This is a genomic window from Franconibacter daqui (assembly GCF_014644275.1).
Taxonomy (GTDB): domain Bacteria; phylum Pseudomonadota; class Gammaproteobacteria; order Enterobacterales; family Enterobacteriaceae; genus Franconibacter; species Franconibacter pulveris.
The window spans coordinates 210,149-224,779 of record NZ_BMKJ01000005.1 but is presented as its reverse complement, the minus strand read 5'-3'; the positions used below and the strand labels follow the sequence as shown (position 1 = coordinate 224,779).

The window sequence follows — 14,631 nt, the reverse complement described above, 5'->3', positions numbered from 1 at the left end:
GCGCTCAGGGTTGAGGCTGCGAAACCTCAACTTCCACCGGCGTGGAAGCATTGAACTGAATCAGCGCGCTCTGGCCTGTCCAGTCCCCCGTCTGCGGTGCGGGCGTGCCCGCCTGCGAAATATGCACTTTAATAATTCCCTGACGCACCGAGGAAAGCAGCCTGTCCGGCATCATGGCGTTGGTATCGTCAAGAGTAAGTGTTAGCGGAAAATGTCCCAGCGGCAATTTTTTTGCCGCGACAGGCACTGCTGAAACGCCATCAGTGACGGAAACAAAGACTATCCCCTTCTCGGGTAAGGCTTTTTCCGCCTGCGGCGACAGCGTGATTTTAACAGCCACTTTCGCGTTGTCCATGCCGCTTTCCACTTTCGCCTGCGCGATGCTGCGCATGATAACCGCGCGGCGCTCATCGTCAGCAGGCAGCAAGCGCAGCATTATTTGCCAGGCGCCAATCGCTTCTTTATAACGCTGCTGCTCAAAAGCGCTGAAAGCGAGCAGGCCGAGCGCGCGAATATTGGTATGCTGTTGGGAAAGCACCTCCCGGAGCAATTTTTCGCCCTGCTGGTTATCTTCCGCATCCGACGAACGGGTAAGCACTTCAGCATAGTCGAGCTTCGCGTCAAGGTTATCCGGCGCCAGTCGCCAGGCGCGCTCAAAGGCCGCCGTGGCGGTGGAAGCGTTGTTCAGCACCATACCGATGCGCCCAAGCATCATCCAGCCTTCGGCGTTTTGCGGGTCATCCTGCAGACGCGTGCGCAGCCCAAGCCCCAGGCGCGCCATCTCTTCCATCGTCAGCGGTTTCGCGTCCGGGTCCATCACCCGCTGGATAAGCGCTGGCGTCTGTTGCGTAACCTGCTGCCATTCCAGCACGTGAGACAGGCTGGATGTTTTGATAAAAGCGCCAATGCTGACCGCCGCCAGCAGAATGACGCCTGGCAACAGCGCCAGACGGCCGAAGGGGCGGTGTTTCGCAGGCTGCTGCTCAGGAATATCCGCGAGCAGGCTTTGCTGCAACTCCACCACCATTTCATCGCGCCCGGGGATTTTCTCCTCTTCCAGCTCGCGCAGGCGAGAGTGGTAAAAAGCGCGGTTAAGCGTATCGCGATCGACCGCCGGGCGCCCGGCCCACGGAAAAAAGAGCAACGCCGAAACGGCCGCCAGTAAAACAGCAATGACAGTAATTAGCAGCGTCATGGCAGGTTCCTTTTTTCATCGAGCAGCTTCGCCAGCCGCTGGCGTTCTGCTTCACTGAGCGCGCCCTGCGCGGCTCTTTTACGGCTGCGGCGAACAATCATCACTGCGCCGCCGAGAACAAACAAGGCAGGCAGCAGCCAGAGAATAATCGTGCCCGGCGTGACCGGCGGTTCGTACGTCACAAAATGGCCATAGCGCGCCACCATATAGTCGATAATCTGCTGCTTGCTCTGTCCCTGCTGCATCAGCTCGTAGACCTTCTGGCGCATGTCGGCAGCGATCATGGCGTTAGAATCGGCAATGCTGTTGTTCTGGCATTTCGGGCAACGCAGCTGTTCGGTAAGCTGGCGAAACTGCTGCTCCTGCGCTTCGTCTTTAAACTGATAGGTGTCGATGGCGGCCCAGGCGCTCAGGCTCAAAAGCAGGCCGACAAACAGCACGAAAACGCGTTTCATGCGCCCGCCCCCTTGCTGTATTTCTCCCACAGCGGCTTAAGCTCGTTTTGCCAGACGCGATCGTTAAGATCGCCCGCGTGGCGGTAGCGAATAATGCCGTTGCCGTCGATAAGGAACGTTTCCGGCGCGCCGTAAACGCCCAGATCCAGCCCCAGCATGCCGTCGCCGTCGTAAAGGCTCAACGCGTAAGGATTGCCCAGTTCGTTCAGCCAGTTCACCGCCTTGCGGCGGTCATCTTTATAGTTCATGCCGACGACCCGCACGCCCTGCGCGGCAAGGCCGTTTAAAAACTGGTGTTCGGCGCGACAGGTAGGGCACCAGGTCGCCCAGACGTTAAGCAGCAGCGGCTTGCCCTGCGTCAGTACCGCCTGGTCGTAAATTTTGCCCGGCTCGTTCAGCGACTCCAGGCGAAACACCGGCACCGGTTTGCCAATCAGGGCGGATTCCAGCGTGGTCGGATCATCGCCGCCCGCGTTGCGCACCAGTTGCCAGAGCAGCGCGCCCGCCAGCAGCAGAAAGAGGATAAGCGGGATAAACAGCACCTTGCGCTTCATTGCGCCTCCTTCAGGGTTTTACGTAGACGGTAGCGCGGGTCGAGCATGCACAGCAGGCCGCCAAGGGCCATCAACACGCCGCCGTACCAGATCCAGCGCACAAAAGGTTTGTAATAAAGCCGCACCGCCCAGCTGCCGTCATCCAGCGCTTCGCCAAGGGCGGCGTAGAGATCGCGCGTCAGGCCGCCGTCGATGGCCGCCTCGGTCATCATCATCCGGCTGCTGTTGTAATAGCGTTTCTCGGCATGCAGCGTGGCTTCAGGTTTGCCGTTGCGGGTAACATCGATAATGCCCACGCCGCCCCGCCAGTTGGGGCCTGTGGCGTCATGCACATCGCGAAAGACGAAGTGGTACTGGTGAATGTCGATACTGTCGCCCGCCTTCATGCGCACGTCGCGCTCAATGCTGTTGTTCTGGCTAAAAGCGATGCCGACCACCGTCACCGCCACGCCCACATGGCCCAGCACCATTCCCCAGTGGCTGCGCGAAAGCGTCGCCAGGCCGCGCCAGAAACCGTGGCGATGCGTGGCGCGCTCGTGCAGTTCCATCAGCGCCAGCACCAGCACCCAACCTGCCATCAGCAGTCCTACAACCGTCATGGCCTCAATGCGATCCTGCATCAGCCACGGCAGCAGCAGGGAAAACGCCACGGTCACCGCCAGCGCTACCGCCAGCCGTTTAACCAGCTTTTGCGGCTCGTCCCGACGCCAGCGCACCAGCGGCCCGATGCCGAGCAGCAGCGCGAACGGCGCCATCAGCGCGCTAAAGAGCGTGTTAAAGAACGGCTCGCCAATGGAGATGCTGCCAAGCCCCAGCTGTTTATGCACCAGCGGCAGCAGCGTGCCGAGTAAAACCACCAGCATGGCGGCAACCAGCAGCACGTTGTTGCCAAGCAGGAAAGATTCGCGCGACCAGAGTTCGTTGCTCACCCGCGCCCGAACCTGCCCGCCCTTCACGGCGTAAAGCAGCAGCGAACCGCCAATCACAATCACCAGCAGCGCAAGGATGAACATGCCGCGCGCCGGATCGGAAGCGAACGAGTGTACCGAAACCAGTACGCCGGAGCGCACCAGAAAAGTGCCAAGCAGACAAAGGGAAAAGGCGGTAATGGCGAGCAGCACCGTCCAGGCGCGGAAGCTGCCGCGCTTTTCGGTTACCGCCAGCGAATGCATCAGCGCCGTGCCCACAAGCCAGGGCATAAAGGACGCGTTTTCCACCGGGTCCCAGAACCACCAGCCGCCCCAGCCCAGTTCATAATAAGCCCAGGCGGAGCCAAGCACGATGCCGATGGTGAGAAAGACCCACGCCGCCTGCGTCCAGGGACGCGACCAGCGCGCCCAGGCGGTATCCAGCCGTCCGGCCATCAGCGAGGCGATAGCAAAGGCGAAAGCGACCGAGAAGCCCACATACCCCATATAGAGCAGCGGCGGATGGAAAATCAGGCCGATATCCTGCAACAGCGGGTTTAAGTCACGCCCGTCGATGGGGAAATCGGGCAGCGTGCGGGTGAAAGGGTTGGAGGTAAAGAGGATAAAAAGCAGGAAGCCAAAGGCTATCATCCCCATCACGGCGAGCACCCGCGCTACCGCGTCCTGCGGCATGCCGCGGCTGAAAATCGCCACGGCGAAGGTCCAGCCGCTCATCAGCAACACCCAGAGCAGCAGCGACCCTTCATGGGCGCCCCAGGTGGCCGCCACGCGATACCAGACCGGCAGCTCGCGGTTAGAGTTGCTCACGACATATTGCACAGTGAAATCGTTCACCACAAAAGCGTGCACCAGGATAAGGAACGCGCCGAGGATCGTGAAGAAGAGCAGCCAGGCGAGCGGGCGGGCAAGCGCCATCAAGCGCGTGTCCTGGCGCACGGCGCCCCACAGCGGGTAGACGCTCAGCAGCAGCGAAACGCCGAGCGCAAGGCAGAGCAGGTAGTTGCCAATCTCCGGCATCATGAGTGGTTATCCTTATAAGCTTCCGGCGGGCGCTTGTGGTTCTCCTGCATCGCCGCTTTCACTTCCGGCGGGGTGTAGTTCTCATCATGTTTAGCAAGCACCTCTTTGGCCGCCACCTGATTGCCCGCTTCCAGCACACCCTGCGCCACGACGCCCTGCCCTTCACGAAAGAGATCCGGCAGGATGCCGGTGTAGCTTACGTCTATCACGCCGCGGGCGTCGTAAAGCTTAAAGTGCACTTCCAGCGTTTTGCTGTCGCGCTGCACGCTGCCTGGCATCACCATGCCGCCGACGCGCAGACGCTGCCCCGGCTCCGGTTTTTCCTGCGCTTCGCCTTTGCCGTACAGAATTTCGCCAGGAGTATAAAAAAGATCGATATTCGAGCGCAGCGCATAGAGCACCAGCGCGATAGTAAGCCCTAACCCCATCAGTACCGCGACAGCGAGATAAAGGCGATTTTTACGACGAGCGTTCACTTATGCTTCCTTAACTTTTGTCTGCCGCGCCGCCTGAATGCGGCGTTCCCGCGCTTGCTGCCGGCGCACCTGCGCCAGCAGCGCCCGGCGCTGCCAGAGGGTATGCCCCACCAACAGCGCAAGCGAAATAAGCGTACAAGCGACCGCCAGCCAGACGTAAAAGGCATAGCCGCCCATGGCGAAAAAATCGCCCCAGCTATTGAAAGCAGAGTTCATTGCGCGGCTCCTTTCCGGCTGGCAAGCGCCGCCACCCACGGACGACGACGCTCCTGAATAAGAATAAGATTGCGCAGACGCATCAGCGTCAGCGTCACAAAAAGCGCCAGGAAGCCGAAAATGGTCCAGCGCAGCGGCATCCGCATAGAGGGGTCGATGGTCTGCTGCATATTGGTAGAGCCCTGGTGCAGGGTGTTCCACCACTCCACCGAGTAGTGAATAATTGGCAGGTTCACCACGCCGACCAGAATCAGGATGCCCGCCGCGCGGCCTGCGAGGCGGCGATCGTCAAAAGCGTTATAGAGCGCGATAACCCCAACATATAAAAAGAGCAGCACCAGTTCGGAGGTGAGCCGCGCATCCCAGATCCACCAGGTTCCCCACATCGGCTTGCCCCAGGCGGAGCCGGTCACCAGCGCGATAAAGGTATAAACCGCGCCGACCGGCGCCATCGCCGCTGCAACCAGATCTGACATTTTCATCTGCCAGACCAGCCCGATAAACGCCGCTATCGCCATCGAGGCGTAAATGCCCATCGACCACATCGCCGCCGGTACGTGCAGGTACATAATGCGATAGCTCTGCCCCTGCTGATAATCTGCCGGGGCGTAGACAAAGCCCCAGACGCAGCCTACCGCCAGCAGCGCAACGCTCAGCAACGCCAGCCACGGGATAAAACGGCCGCAGAGCGCGTAGAGCCGCTCCGGTTTAGCCAACTGATGTAACGCTTTCCACATGGTTATCGCTCACAAAACTTATCATGCCCGCTCCGGGCTGTTGTTATTGAATACTGATTCGCAGCGCCGCCGCCGTCGCGAACGGGCTTAAGGTGGCGCTGGCCGCCAGAAACGCGCCCAGAATCGCCAGATAACCGTTCACCGCCATATGCATTGACGCCGCGTCCACCGCCGCGGTAGCGAAAATCAGCAGCGGCACGGTAAGCGGCAGCACCAGCAGGCTCAGCAGCACGCCGCCGCGCCGCAATCCCACTGTCAATCCGACGCCCGTGGCGCCAAGAAAACTCAGCGTCGGGGTGCCCAGCAGTAGGGTCAGCGTGAGCGTCGTGGCGCTTCGCATATCCAGCCCCAACAGCAGCGCAGCCAGCGGCGACAGCACAATCAGCGGCAGACCGGTGACCACCCAGTGAGCGGCCACTTTCGCGACAACCATTGCCGGCAGCGGCAACGGCAGCAGCATAAGCTGCTCCAGCGAGCCATCCTGCCAGTCGTCGCGGAACAGCCGCTCCATCGCCAGTAGCGAAGCGAGCAGCGCCGCCACCCAGACTGCGCCTGGCGCGATGCGCGAGAGCATCTGCGGCTCCGGGCCGATGCCTAACGGAAAAAGGGTAATGACGATAAGGAAGAACCACAGCGGGTTGATTATCTCCGCCCCTTTGCGCAGCGCCAGACGAAGCTCTCTCTGAAAGACCTGCCACATCATGCCGCCGCCTCCGGCGCATTAAGCGTAATACAGCGTAGTGGACAGTTCACAGGGCGCAAGGGCTGGTGGGTGGTGAGCACAACCGCGCCGCCGCGTGAGGCGTGGCGCTCCAGGCGGCGCGTCAGCGTTTCGATGCCGGCGACGTCGAGCGCGGTAAACGGTTCGTCCAGCACCCACAGCGCGGCGTCGCTCAGCCACAGGCGGGCCAGCGCCACACGCCGCTGTTGACCGGCGGAGAGCTGCGCTACCGGCACATCTTCATAACCGACCAGGCCTGTCGCAGCAAGCGCCGCCCAGCGCGCATCCTGCGACAGTCGCGGATGGTAAAAACGCAGGTTTTCATCGGCGGTGAGCACCGCCTTCACGCCGGGCTGGTGGCCGAGCCAGAGAAGCTGATGATGAAAAACGTCGCGCTGGCGGCGGATGGGTTCGCCCTGCCAGCAGACGTTTCCCGATTCGGGGGTAGCGAGGCCGGTAAGGATACGCAGCAGCGAGGTTTTTCCCGCTCCGTTGACGCCTGCGATTTGCACTATCTCACCGGGCTGAACGGTCAGGCTCAGCGCTTCAAAGAGGACGCGTTCGTCACGAACGCAGGTGAGATGGTGTGCTTCCAGCATGGGCGCGCGGCTCCTTCTATTACAGGGAGGCGGCATAATAGCACAGCTGCGGCGCTGCCCAGAAATCCGGGGCGGCGATGCAGCCTACTCCAAAAGGAGTAATCTTAGTTTCAGGATCAATAATCATCCGAATTTTCGCTTATCTGCGGGCAAAACGCATAAAAGCGCTACGCTTAGTGATAGCGATATTTCCTGTGGAGAGCTCTTATGGACAAAATTGGCGAAGATAAAATCGACGAATCCACCGATGAACTGGAAGTGGAAAGCGAAGAGAAAGAGAGCGGCGAAGAGATAGAGGTGAATGAGGAAGAGCTGCCTTCGCGAGCGATGGCTATCCACGAACATATTCGTCAGGACGGGGAGAAAGAGCTGGAGCGCGACGCGATGGCGCTGCTCTGGTCCGCCGTGGCAGCAGGGCTTTCAATGGGCGCCTCTTTGCTGGCGAAAGGGATTTTCCATGTGCATCTGGAAGGCATTCCCGGCGGCTTTCTGCTGGAGAGCCTGGGTTACACCTTCGGCTTTATTATCGTCATCATGGCGCGCCAGCAGCTGTTTACGGAGAACACCGTCACGGCGGTACTGCCGGTGATGCACAAACCCACCAGTACGAACTTCAAGCTGCTGTTTCGCCTGTGGGGAGTGGTGCTGTTCGGCAACCTTATCGGCACCGGCCTTGCGGCGCTGGCGTTTGAGTTTATGCCGATTTTCGACGAAGCGACGCGTGATGCGTTTGTCTCTATCGGCATGGAAGTGATGCAGAACACGCCAGGCGAGATGTTCGCCAATGCGATTATTTCCGGCTGGATCATCGCCACCATGGTCTGGATGTTCCCGGCGGCGGGCGCGGCGAAAATTCTGGTGATCATCCTGATGACCTGGCTTATCGCGCTGGGCAACACAACGCACATCGTCGTGGGTACGGTGGAAATTCTCTACCTTGTGTTTAACGGCACCATTCACTGGAGCGACTTTTTCTGGCCCTTCGCCCTGCCGACCCTTGCCGGCAACATTTGTGGCGGGACGTTTATTTTTGCGCTGTTAAGCCATGCGCAAATTCGCAACGACATGGCGACGCAGAAAAAAGAGAAGGCCAACGCGCAGGCGAAAAGCGAGCGGGTTATCGCGCAAAAAGAGCAGGAGGCGCGACGCGCGGCGCGTTGAGCATTGGCGACAGAGTGAACAAACAGGCGGCGCAGCCCTTAACGCGAGGGTAAAAATCGGTATACTAACGCCGCCTTGTCCCCTTAGTTAAATGGATATAACGAGCCCCTCCTAAGGGCTAGTTGCAGGTTCGATTCCTGCAGGGGACGCCATCGATACGCTTCCTGACCTCTACTGAATTCAATCTCCCCCTATAACCAGCAGTAAACTCTCAACCCTGGCGATCCGCCATAAGCCCATGTCTACTCAATTCAACGTGAATGGGTAAACGTTTGAAGGATATACCACGGGCCGCTTCGGTAGTGACTGTCTCTTCAAGTGTTTTCTTTCTGAGCGAGACCTGACACAGCCTGTTCACGCGCTGTCTGTTTTCTTCCTGTAGCCCCGGTAACTTAAAATCCGCAGTACCATCGCAACAGCAATCAACAAACAGGACGCCTGGCCGATCAGATACGGATTCACTAAACCGCTCATTAAGATTGCTTAAAGCTCTTACAGCTGCATAAACGTCCCAGGCCAGAACACCAGTAAGGACCAGAACGATATCTGCAGTATTGATATCTTTGCGCCATGTTTAATTTCTTTTTACATCCATGATCATCTACCCCGAGTAACAGGAATAGAAAAAACCTCGCCCTCCACCAGCGGGCCCTTGATGAATGCAGCAATGTCTGCACTGCACATTCTGTTTAGTCCCCCCATCACACCTCCATTCGCTCCTGAAGCCGCTCCATTCGCAGATGAAACTCTGCAATATCAACCTGACGCTTTCTGCTGAACGGGACGGAGGCGGGTTGTCGCGTCGAGATAATGCTGTTGTTTCAGGTGGCGTAACAATACCCGCCCCTCCGGCATAAACTCTGTGCCGTAGCGCACCAGTCCAACCCCTTTGAGTTCAGCGTCAATGGCATAGCGAAGCTCACCGGGGACGTCCTGTTCCAGCAGGACAACGGCTACCTTTTTCAGACGGGGTTCATATTTGAGCAGTACGGCGGACAATATGCCCATCAGTTCATGGGCTGTACCCGGCATACCCTGGAGGATTTTAGTCATGTCAGGCAGGCCATAGTCCGGCAGATGTTTAAGCGTGCCGGCGCGGCAGTTGAGGATGCGCTGCATGTTGTCGAGCACCGAGAGGATCACCTGATTTTCTTCACTGACCTGATGAAGATCGAGGCCGCCGGTAAAGTTGCCGGTCAGCATTTCATACAGTGAAGGTGTGTTGAGTCCCTGGGGCATCATTCATCCTTAAGAGGTTGCAGAATCAGATGATTGTTACCGGCTTCCAGAATGCGCGGCTTATCCGGGTCAAGGTCTTCGCGCCCTATCACCAGCTTCCAGGTGTTGTTGACCATATCCGGGTGACGGAATATCTCCAGCCAGCTCTGCTGCAGATAGAGGCGTTTTAGCATCGCCCGCTGGTCAGCGCGCGGCGGTTCTATTCGGGTTTTCCCTTCGGCATCCGGTGCCGGAATAGCACTCAGCGTGTCATGACGCAGGCTTTTCATCAGCCGGTGTGCGGCGAGCCAGCCATCGGGCTGCTCACGCAGATATCCGGTCAGGGTACGGGCCTGAGCCAGCAAATCCTGACCGGAGGTAATGCGGCTCAGAACTGGCGCATCTGACTCGGTCGTGTGCGTGGAGGTCTGTGACTGAGCCTTATTACCGGCGTTCTGCGGGACCACGGCATCCACGCCACCGGCTTTTATCAGGCGAGATTCCAGGGCGCTGTACAGGGCATTCAGCTCTGGTCGTGACGCCTCCGGCTCTGTCTCCAGACTGTCGTGGATGAGCAACAGCGCACCGGCAGTGCGCAGTGCATCGTCGCGTGCCACTTCCGGCCAGAGTGACAGGCTGTCCAGAACTCGGAAGCCTGCGAGCCACTCCAGCGCCGTTTTACGGCTCCGCTCGCGCTGAGGGTGAAGCTGCGTTCCATAGCGCTGTATCAACCCCGCCAGCAGTTCAAGCCCTTCGGCAAATCCGGTTTCCCCGTCCCGGTGCAGACGCGCCCAGCAGTAACAGGTAGCGACCCGGATGTCTTTGGCTGTAGTGGTCAGCAGTTTTTCGGCAAGCGTGCAAATCAACCCGGTATCGATGCCGGAAAGTTTATTGACCTCCTCCCGGATACGCTGAAAATCATCGTCATAGCCGGGGTCTTCTCCCGTCGGACTGGCATCACTTACCGGAGCAAGCCAGGGCTGCCAGTTTTCCGTGCGTGCCTGCGCCTGCCGCCGCAGCTGCGCGTCGTCAGCCTGACAGGCCGCGACCAGATTTTGCAGAGTGCTCATTATTCGACTCCCTCCATGTCACTGTTTCCGGCACTGGCCATCAGCGCCTGCGCGGTGGCCGCGCTGTCGACACTGAATATCTGATCCGGCAGCGTGAAACCGCGCAGATCCAGCAGCGCCAGCGGACCTTTTCCGAGTTGCGAGCGCAGCACCCACTGCAGGGTGCGACCGTCCGGGGCGGTAAAGCTCATCATCCACTGGCTGCGGTCAAGCTGCGCACACTTGCCCTGGTCCAGCCAGCGAATAAAGCCCCAGGTCCCGCTGTAATCCCCGAACAGGCGCGCACCAGCGTTGACCGTGGTCCAGGTCAGCATCGTCCCCGGCTTGTAAGTGTCTCCCGGCCAGCGGAAGCTCTGCCAGTCGGCCATCTGATTGAAGTAGTGCAGCTTTTGTCCATCAATGGTCAGCTGAGTTTCCACCACCTGCGGTGCCGGGCGTGCCTGCAATTCGAAGCTGATGCCCTGGCTACCATCGATGAACAGAATGTCTGACAGCTGGCTCAGTTGATTAATGGCCCGCAGGAAAGCCGGGTTAAAGCTCAGCCCCTGGCTGTTGACCTTATCCGGTACCCACTGGCTGCCCTCTTTGTGCAGCACACCGTTGAGCTCTGTCGTCAGGAAGCGCTCTATACGCCCGCTGTCCTTACGCACAAATTCAGCCAGCATCGGCAAAGAAGCATCACTTTTGCTGGCGGCAAACGGGAAACGTCCGTCAAAGGCGGTGTGCCAGTTCGCCACCACGGAGCGGCTCCATTTGTCATTCAGACTCGCCGCCGACGGCTGAAGCACGGTCTCCCAGGCTTGGGTCAGTGGCTGCACAAACATCGTGCTGCCAAAACCGCTCCACTCTTCGCCAAGGCTTGCAGAGATGAGACTTCCGTACTGCTGGGTATCGGTGAGATCCACGCTTTTGCCCTGGAATACGGTCTGCGCCAGGGTCTGCATCATTGCCTGCGGATCAGAAGCACTGGCCACCTGTTGCAGGCGCAGGCGCACGCGGGTGATGCGGGTCAGATACGTCTGCAGGCTCAGCGAGTTGTCAGCCGACATCACATTGCTGCCTTTGTTTTTACCCAGAAGCTGAAGCAGCGGGCCAAAGGTTTCATCCAGCGGTCCCTGGGGGCCAGTTGCGCTCTGGTCAATTACCGGTTTCTCTTTTCCGGCGACCAGGTCCTTCGCGGATTTAATAATCGAGTCAGACAGGCCGTCGACTTTCTGACCGGTCTGTCCCTGCCAGGCGAGGGTATTCATCAGGGCAATCAGTGGCGACTGCCGGACATCACTCATCAGGGTCAACTGGTCGGTGACGTCAGCAATGTTGTTCGCCGGGTTAAGTCGCAGGCTGTTGAGGAAGCTCAGCCAACTGCCGGCAAAGTCAGTGAAGTAACGTTGCGTCAGACGTGCTTTCAAGGCTTCTGGTGACAGGTCTGAGGAAACCGCTTTCCGGCTGTCACTCAGCACCCAGTCAATTTCATCCCGGCGGGAATTTGCGGCCTTTTCGATAGCCTGCTGAATGCCCCCTTCCCACGCCTGGCGGGTAAACATGCCTGGCACCACTTCCTCGGTGGTGAACAGTCGCCGCGCATCGGTACCGCTGGTCATGTCCTCCAGGGATATCCGGACGGGACATCATCAGCCAGGCCTTCAGTTGGTCATAGCCCGGCTTCGCCAGCTGTGCCCGCTGGTCGCTGTTGGGCGCTGAATTGACCAGCGCTGTCAGTTTTTGCGTCAGGGCAGTATTTGCCGGATCGCGTATCAGGCGGTTGTTTGCCACGCCGTACCACGGCAGCAGCGCGTCGAGCAGTTGTTGGTTATGGTCCAGACCAAAGCGCTGGTACCAGGGGGCTCCATCCTGAATGCGGTGCTGCAGGCGACCGGCGTCATTACGTAGCGTATGCAGAGCCGTGAGCTGATAATCCGATACGCGTTCAGTTGACTGGCTGCGTGTACTTAATCGTGAACAACGCCCACCGGAGGAAAAAAAAGAGGGCGGTGGCAGCGTACTGAGGCTGCCACAAATTTCGGTTATGGATCCCTCCGCTCGTGAAAAGCGGCTGGCGGAACTGCTGGTTATTGAGTGGCAAAAGCAGCGTAGTGAAAAAAAACTCACTCCACCGCTGCGTTGCTACTGGCTGGGGGCCGACATCACCTGGCAGGTATTTCGCGCACAGATGGCGATCGCTTTCCCGGATATTGCACTGCCAGCCCGGCCTGAGCCCTGGCAAGGGGAAGCCAGCCTGGCTGAAATAGCGGGCGAGCTTGCCGGAGCCAAACCTGATGACACGATACTGATCGCCGGGTGTCAGGTCATCGCGGCGCAGTCAGGCACAGAACGTCCCGCCGGAGAATCTGCGGCACTGTGGCTGGCCGGACTTAATGGCCCGGTACAACTGACGCGTGGTGAAACTTTTTCACCAGAACAAGGCGACATATTGCTCTCGGTCTTCACGTTCTGGCGATAATCTGTGTTATCCACCAGATGTTTCAGGCCGCGCCACAATGACTCAACTTTTTGAAACGCCTCGTGGTGCATGACGGCATCCAACTGGCGGCTAATCTGGTGATCCAGCTCGGCGATATGATGATCAATCAGCGTCTTATCGAGCTTCTCCACTCTTTGACCCGACTGGCGCAGACGCTCCAGGAACACCTGCACACCTGCAGTAATGCGTTCGTTAGCACCGGCTTCCGCCATGGCAGTTTCATCCTGCCAGACTGACAGGTCGCTGAGGCTGGAAGCGGGTTTCAGATTGATTTTTTCAAACAAGGAGGCGTAAACCCCCTCAATTGCGGAACGTTCCTGGACAAGCGTCTCACCTGCTGGCACAGCGGTTTCATTGTGTACAGACATCAACATTTTCCTTTAATTTTTTCCGTCAGGCTTTCGGAGCAAGGGCATTCAGTTCAGCGCGCAATTCATTGCTGAGCGTCGGATCGCGCAAAATGGCTTCCAGCTCTTTACGAAATGTGGCGTTATCCAGAAGATTGGATTTGAGATCGCGTAACAGGCTACGCATGGCAAGCATCGCTTTAAGCTGAGGGATCTGGCGGGCCACCTGCTCCGGCTCAAAATCTTTCATTTCCTTAAAGCTGAGACGGATGTTTTCTTCACTGCCATCACCAGCGAGGGTATTTTCAACAGTGAGGTTAACGGACGGTGAAAACTCAGCTAGAACGCTACCCAGATTATTTTTATTAACGTTGATTTTGGTACGCTCAGACAGCGGACGGTTCTCTTGTCCGTTACTGAAATCACCGGTCACCAGCAATTTAAGCGGCAGCTCCACTTTTTTCTGAGCGCCTCCTGTGTGCAGGTTCAATTTGAGGTTAATACGGGCTTTTGGAATTTCTTCCTGGAATGAACCGGACATGCAATGTTCCTTCATATGACGTGCTTCAGACGGCTGATTACCGGAAACCTCTGGCACATCTTCCGGACAGCACCTCGCCGCATCCACAGCGATGAAATAGAATGTATAAAACAGACAGTTACGTTAGAAATGCTACGCGAATGGCATGCACAAACAAGAGGGGAATAGCGCGTAAATGTAAATACTCATGATCTGAGCGCTACGAGAAATCCGCAATTCCAGAGCAAATGGATTTCAAATTATTTTCGGTTAAGGCAGATATTCCGGCGTCAGGAAATATATACCGGCCTTTTTTTCTTAGTTATTTTCTGTTGAAAAATATTTCTACACGGTAACAATTCAATTCCAAAGCTATTAGGAAAATATTAATAATCCCAGGAAGAATACCGTTAAAAATCAAAATTCCATTGAATCCCAGAATGAATTAACAAAAAAAAATTTACCTGGCGAATCGATATGATAAAACCATTTTTGTTTACGTGAAAAAATACACGCCCGTTCCTGGCACTTACGTTAAGCACTTGCCATGGAGGAGAAAATACCCTTTCCTCACGCCATGCTTATTTAGCGTAGAAAATAAAGGAGAGGATTTTTATGGTTAATATTACTCTCTGGATTATGTATACGATAAATTGATAAACCAAAGGCATAATATCAACCTGGAAAGTATTTTGAGACGCAAAAATTACCTTTATCCCGGGCACCGGATCCATTATGCCTTCACTTTCGTAAAGCCCTCCCGACGCATCGATAAGGCATCTTTGTTCACGATACTTTATGCTACTGGATCAACGTAAAGAGGAAATAGTTGAACGCGTATTTAAGAGCCCGTGGCGCGACTATAAGTTGGATATCTCCAGCAATCCTTAGGTAAGAGAGTTAACGAAGGGCGGGTCAGGTATGACCGAGC

At 57.3% G+C, this 14,631-nt stretch carries 13 protein-coding genes, 1 tRNA gene and 3 pseudogenes; 3 read left to right on the top strand and 14 right to left on the bottom strand.

The window, feature by feature from the left end:
• Nucleotides 1–4: 4 nt before the first annotated feature.
• From ccmI to ccmA, 9 genes are read right to left on the bottom strand one after another with little or no spacing between them, the layout of a single operon-like run.
• The gene (gene ccmI, locus IEX01_RS16740) at nucleotides 5–1,195 is read right to left on the bottom strand and encodes a c-type cytochrome biogenesis protein CcmI (RefSeq protein WP_024558509.1); all 1,191 of its coding nucleotides are present in this window, start codon (nucleotides 1,193–1,195) and stop codon (nucleotides 5–7) included.
• On the bottom strand, nucleotides 1,192–1,650 hold the full coding sequence (locus IEX01_RS16735) for a cytochrome c-type biogenesis protein (protein WP_188724202.1): 459 nt from the start codon (nucleotides 1,648–1,650) through the stop codon (nucleotides 1,192–1,194). Before IEX01_RS16735 ends, ccmI begins: the two co-directional genes overlap by 4 nt.
• Nucleotides 1,647–2,204, bottom strand: coding sequence for a thiol:disulfide interchange protein DsbE (gene dsbE / locus IEX01_RS16730; RefSeq protein ID WP_024558511.1), 558 nt, complete (start codon nucleotides 2,202–2,204; stop codon nucleotides 1,647–1,649). The genes IEX01_RS16735 and dsbE overlap by 4 nt, the downstream gene beginning before the upstream one ends.
• On the bottom strand, nucleotides 2,201–4,153 hold the full coding sequence (locus tag IEX01_RS16725) for a heme lyase CcmF/NrfE family subunit (protein ID WP_188724201.1): 1,953 nt from the start codon (nucleotides 4,151–4,153) through the stop codon (nucleotides 2,201–2,203). Before IEX01_RS16725 ends, dsbE begins: the two co-directional genes overlap by 4 nt.
• The gene (gene ccmE, locus IEX01_RS16720) at nucleotides 4,150–4,629 is read right to left on the bottom strand and encodes a cytochrome c maturation protein CcmE (protein ID WP_024558513.1); all 480 of its coding nucleotides are present in this window, start codon (nucleotides 4,627–4,629) and stop codon (nucleotides 4,150–4,152) included. The genes IEX01_RS16725 and ccmE overlap by 4 nt, the downstream gene beginning before the upstream one ends.
• Complete coding sequence (gene ccmD / locus IEX01_RS16715) at nucleotides 4,630–4,845, bottom strand: heme exporter protein CcmD (RefSeq protein ID WP_024558514.1); 216 nt, start codon at nucleotides 4,843–4,845, stop codon at nucleotides 4,630–4,632.
• Nucleotides 4,842–5,582 carry a heme ABC transporter permease gene (locus IEX01_RS16710; RefSeq protein ID WP_024558515.1) on the bottom strand — a complete coding sequence of 247 codons (741 nt, stop codon included), beginning with the start codon at nucleotides 5,580–5,582 and terminating at the stop codon, nucleotides 4,842–4,844. Before IEX01_RS16710 ends, ccmD begins: the two co-directional genes overlap by 4 nt.
• A gap of 43 nt (nucleotides 5,583–5,625) precedes the next feature.
• Nucleotides 5,626–6,285: a heme exporter protein CcmB gene (gene ccmB, locus IEX01_RS16705; RefSeq protein WP_024561251.1), complete on the bottom strand. Its 660-nt coding sequence runs from the start codon at nucleotides 6,283–6,285 to the stop codon at nucleotides 5,626–5,628.
• Entirely contained in the window at nucleotides 6,282–6,902 is a 621-nt protein-coding gene (gene ccmA, locus IEX01_RS16700; RefSeq protein ID WP_024561250.1) for a cytochrome c biogenesis heme-transporting ATPase CcmA, read from the bottom strand. Before ccmA ends, ccmB begins: the two co-directional genes overlap by 4 nt.
• A gap of 207 nt (nucleotides 6,903–7,109) precedes the next feature.
• Between ccmA and IEX01_RS16695 the strand changes: the two genes are divergently transcribed.
• Together IEX01_RS16695 and IEX01_RS16690 are read left to right on the top strand one after the other, a co-directional pair.
• Nucleotides 7,110–8,063, top strand: a complete 954-nt coding sequence (locus tag IEX01_RS16695; protein WP_024558518.1) for a formate/nitrite transporter family protein — start codon at nucleotides 7,110–7,112, stop codon at nucleotides 8,061–8,063.
• 77 nt (nucleotides 8,064–8,140) lie between these two features.
• Nucleotides 8,141–8,215: transfer RNA gene (locus tag IEX01_RS16690), tRNA-Arg, on the top strand.
• 604 nt (nucleotides 8,216–8,819) lie between these two features.
• Here IEX01_RS16690 and tssE read toward each other — a convergent pair.
• The 3 genes and pseudogenes from tssE to IEX01_RS16675 form a co-directional block, all read right to left on the bottom strand.
• Nucleotides 8,820–9,302, bottom strand: a complete 483-nt coding sequence (tssE, locus tag IEX01_RS16685) for a type VI secretion system baseplate subunit TssE (RefSeq protein ID WP_188724245.1) — start codon at nucleotides 9,300–9,302, stop codon at nucleotides 8,820–8,822.
• A 116-nt stretch (nucleotides 9,303–9,418) separates the two neighbouring features.
• A pseudogene (locus IEX01_RS16680) lies at nucleotides 9,419–10,351 on the bottom strand (type VI secretion system protein TssA); the annotation flags it as partial.
• Nucleotides 10,351–12,274: pseudogene (locus IEX01_RS16675) on the bottom strand (ImcF-related family protein); the annotation flags it as partial. The pseudogenes IEX01_RS16680 and IEX01_RS16675, both read right to left, overlap by 1 nt.
• A 16-nt stretch (nucleotides 12,275–12,290) precedes the next feature.
• Here IEX01_RS16675 and IEX01_RS21750 point away from each other — a divergent pair.
• Complete coding sequence (locus IEX01_RS21750; protein ID WP_505675667.1) at nucleotides 12,291–12,812, top strand: KPHS_23130 family T6SS system protein; 522 nt, start codon at nucleotides 12,291–12,293, stop codon at nucleotides 12,810–12,812.
• Here the strand turns inward: IEX01_RS21750 and IEX01_RS16670 are convergent.
• Both IEX01_RS16670 and tssB read right to left on the bottom strand, forming a co-directional pair.
• Nucleotides 12,788–13,207 (bottom strand): annotated as a pseudogene (locus IEX01_RS16670) (type VI secretion system contractile sheath domain-containing protein); the annotation flags it as partial. The gene IEX01_RS21750 and the pseudogene IEX01_RS16670 overlap by 25 nt on opposite strands.
• A 19-nt stretch (nucleotides 13,208–13,226) precedes the next feature.
• The gene (gene tssB, locus IEX01_RS16665) at nucleotides 13,227–13,721 is read right to left on the bottom strand and encodes a type VI secretion system contractile sheath small subunit (protein WP_024558539.1); all 495 of its coding nucleotides are present in this window, start codon (nucleotides 13,719–13,721) and stop codon (nucleotides 13,227–13,229) included.
• Nucleotides 13,722–14,631 lie beyond the last annotated feature (910 nt).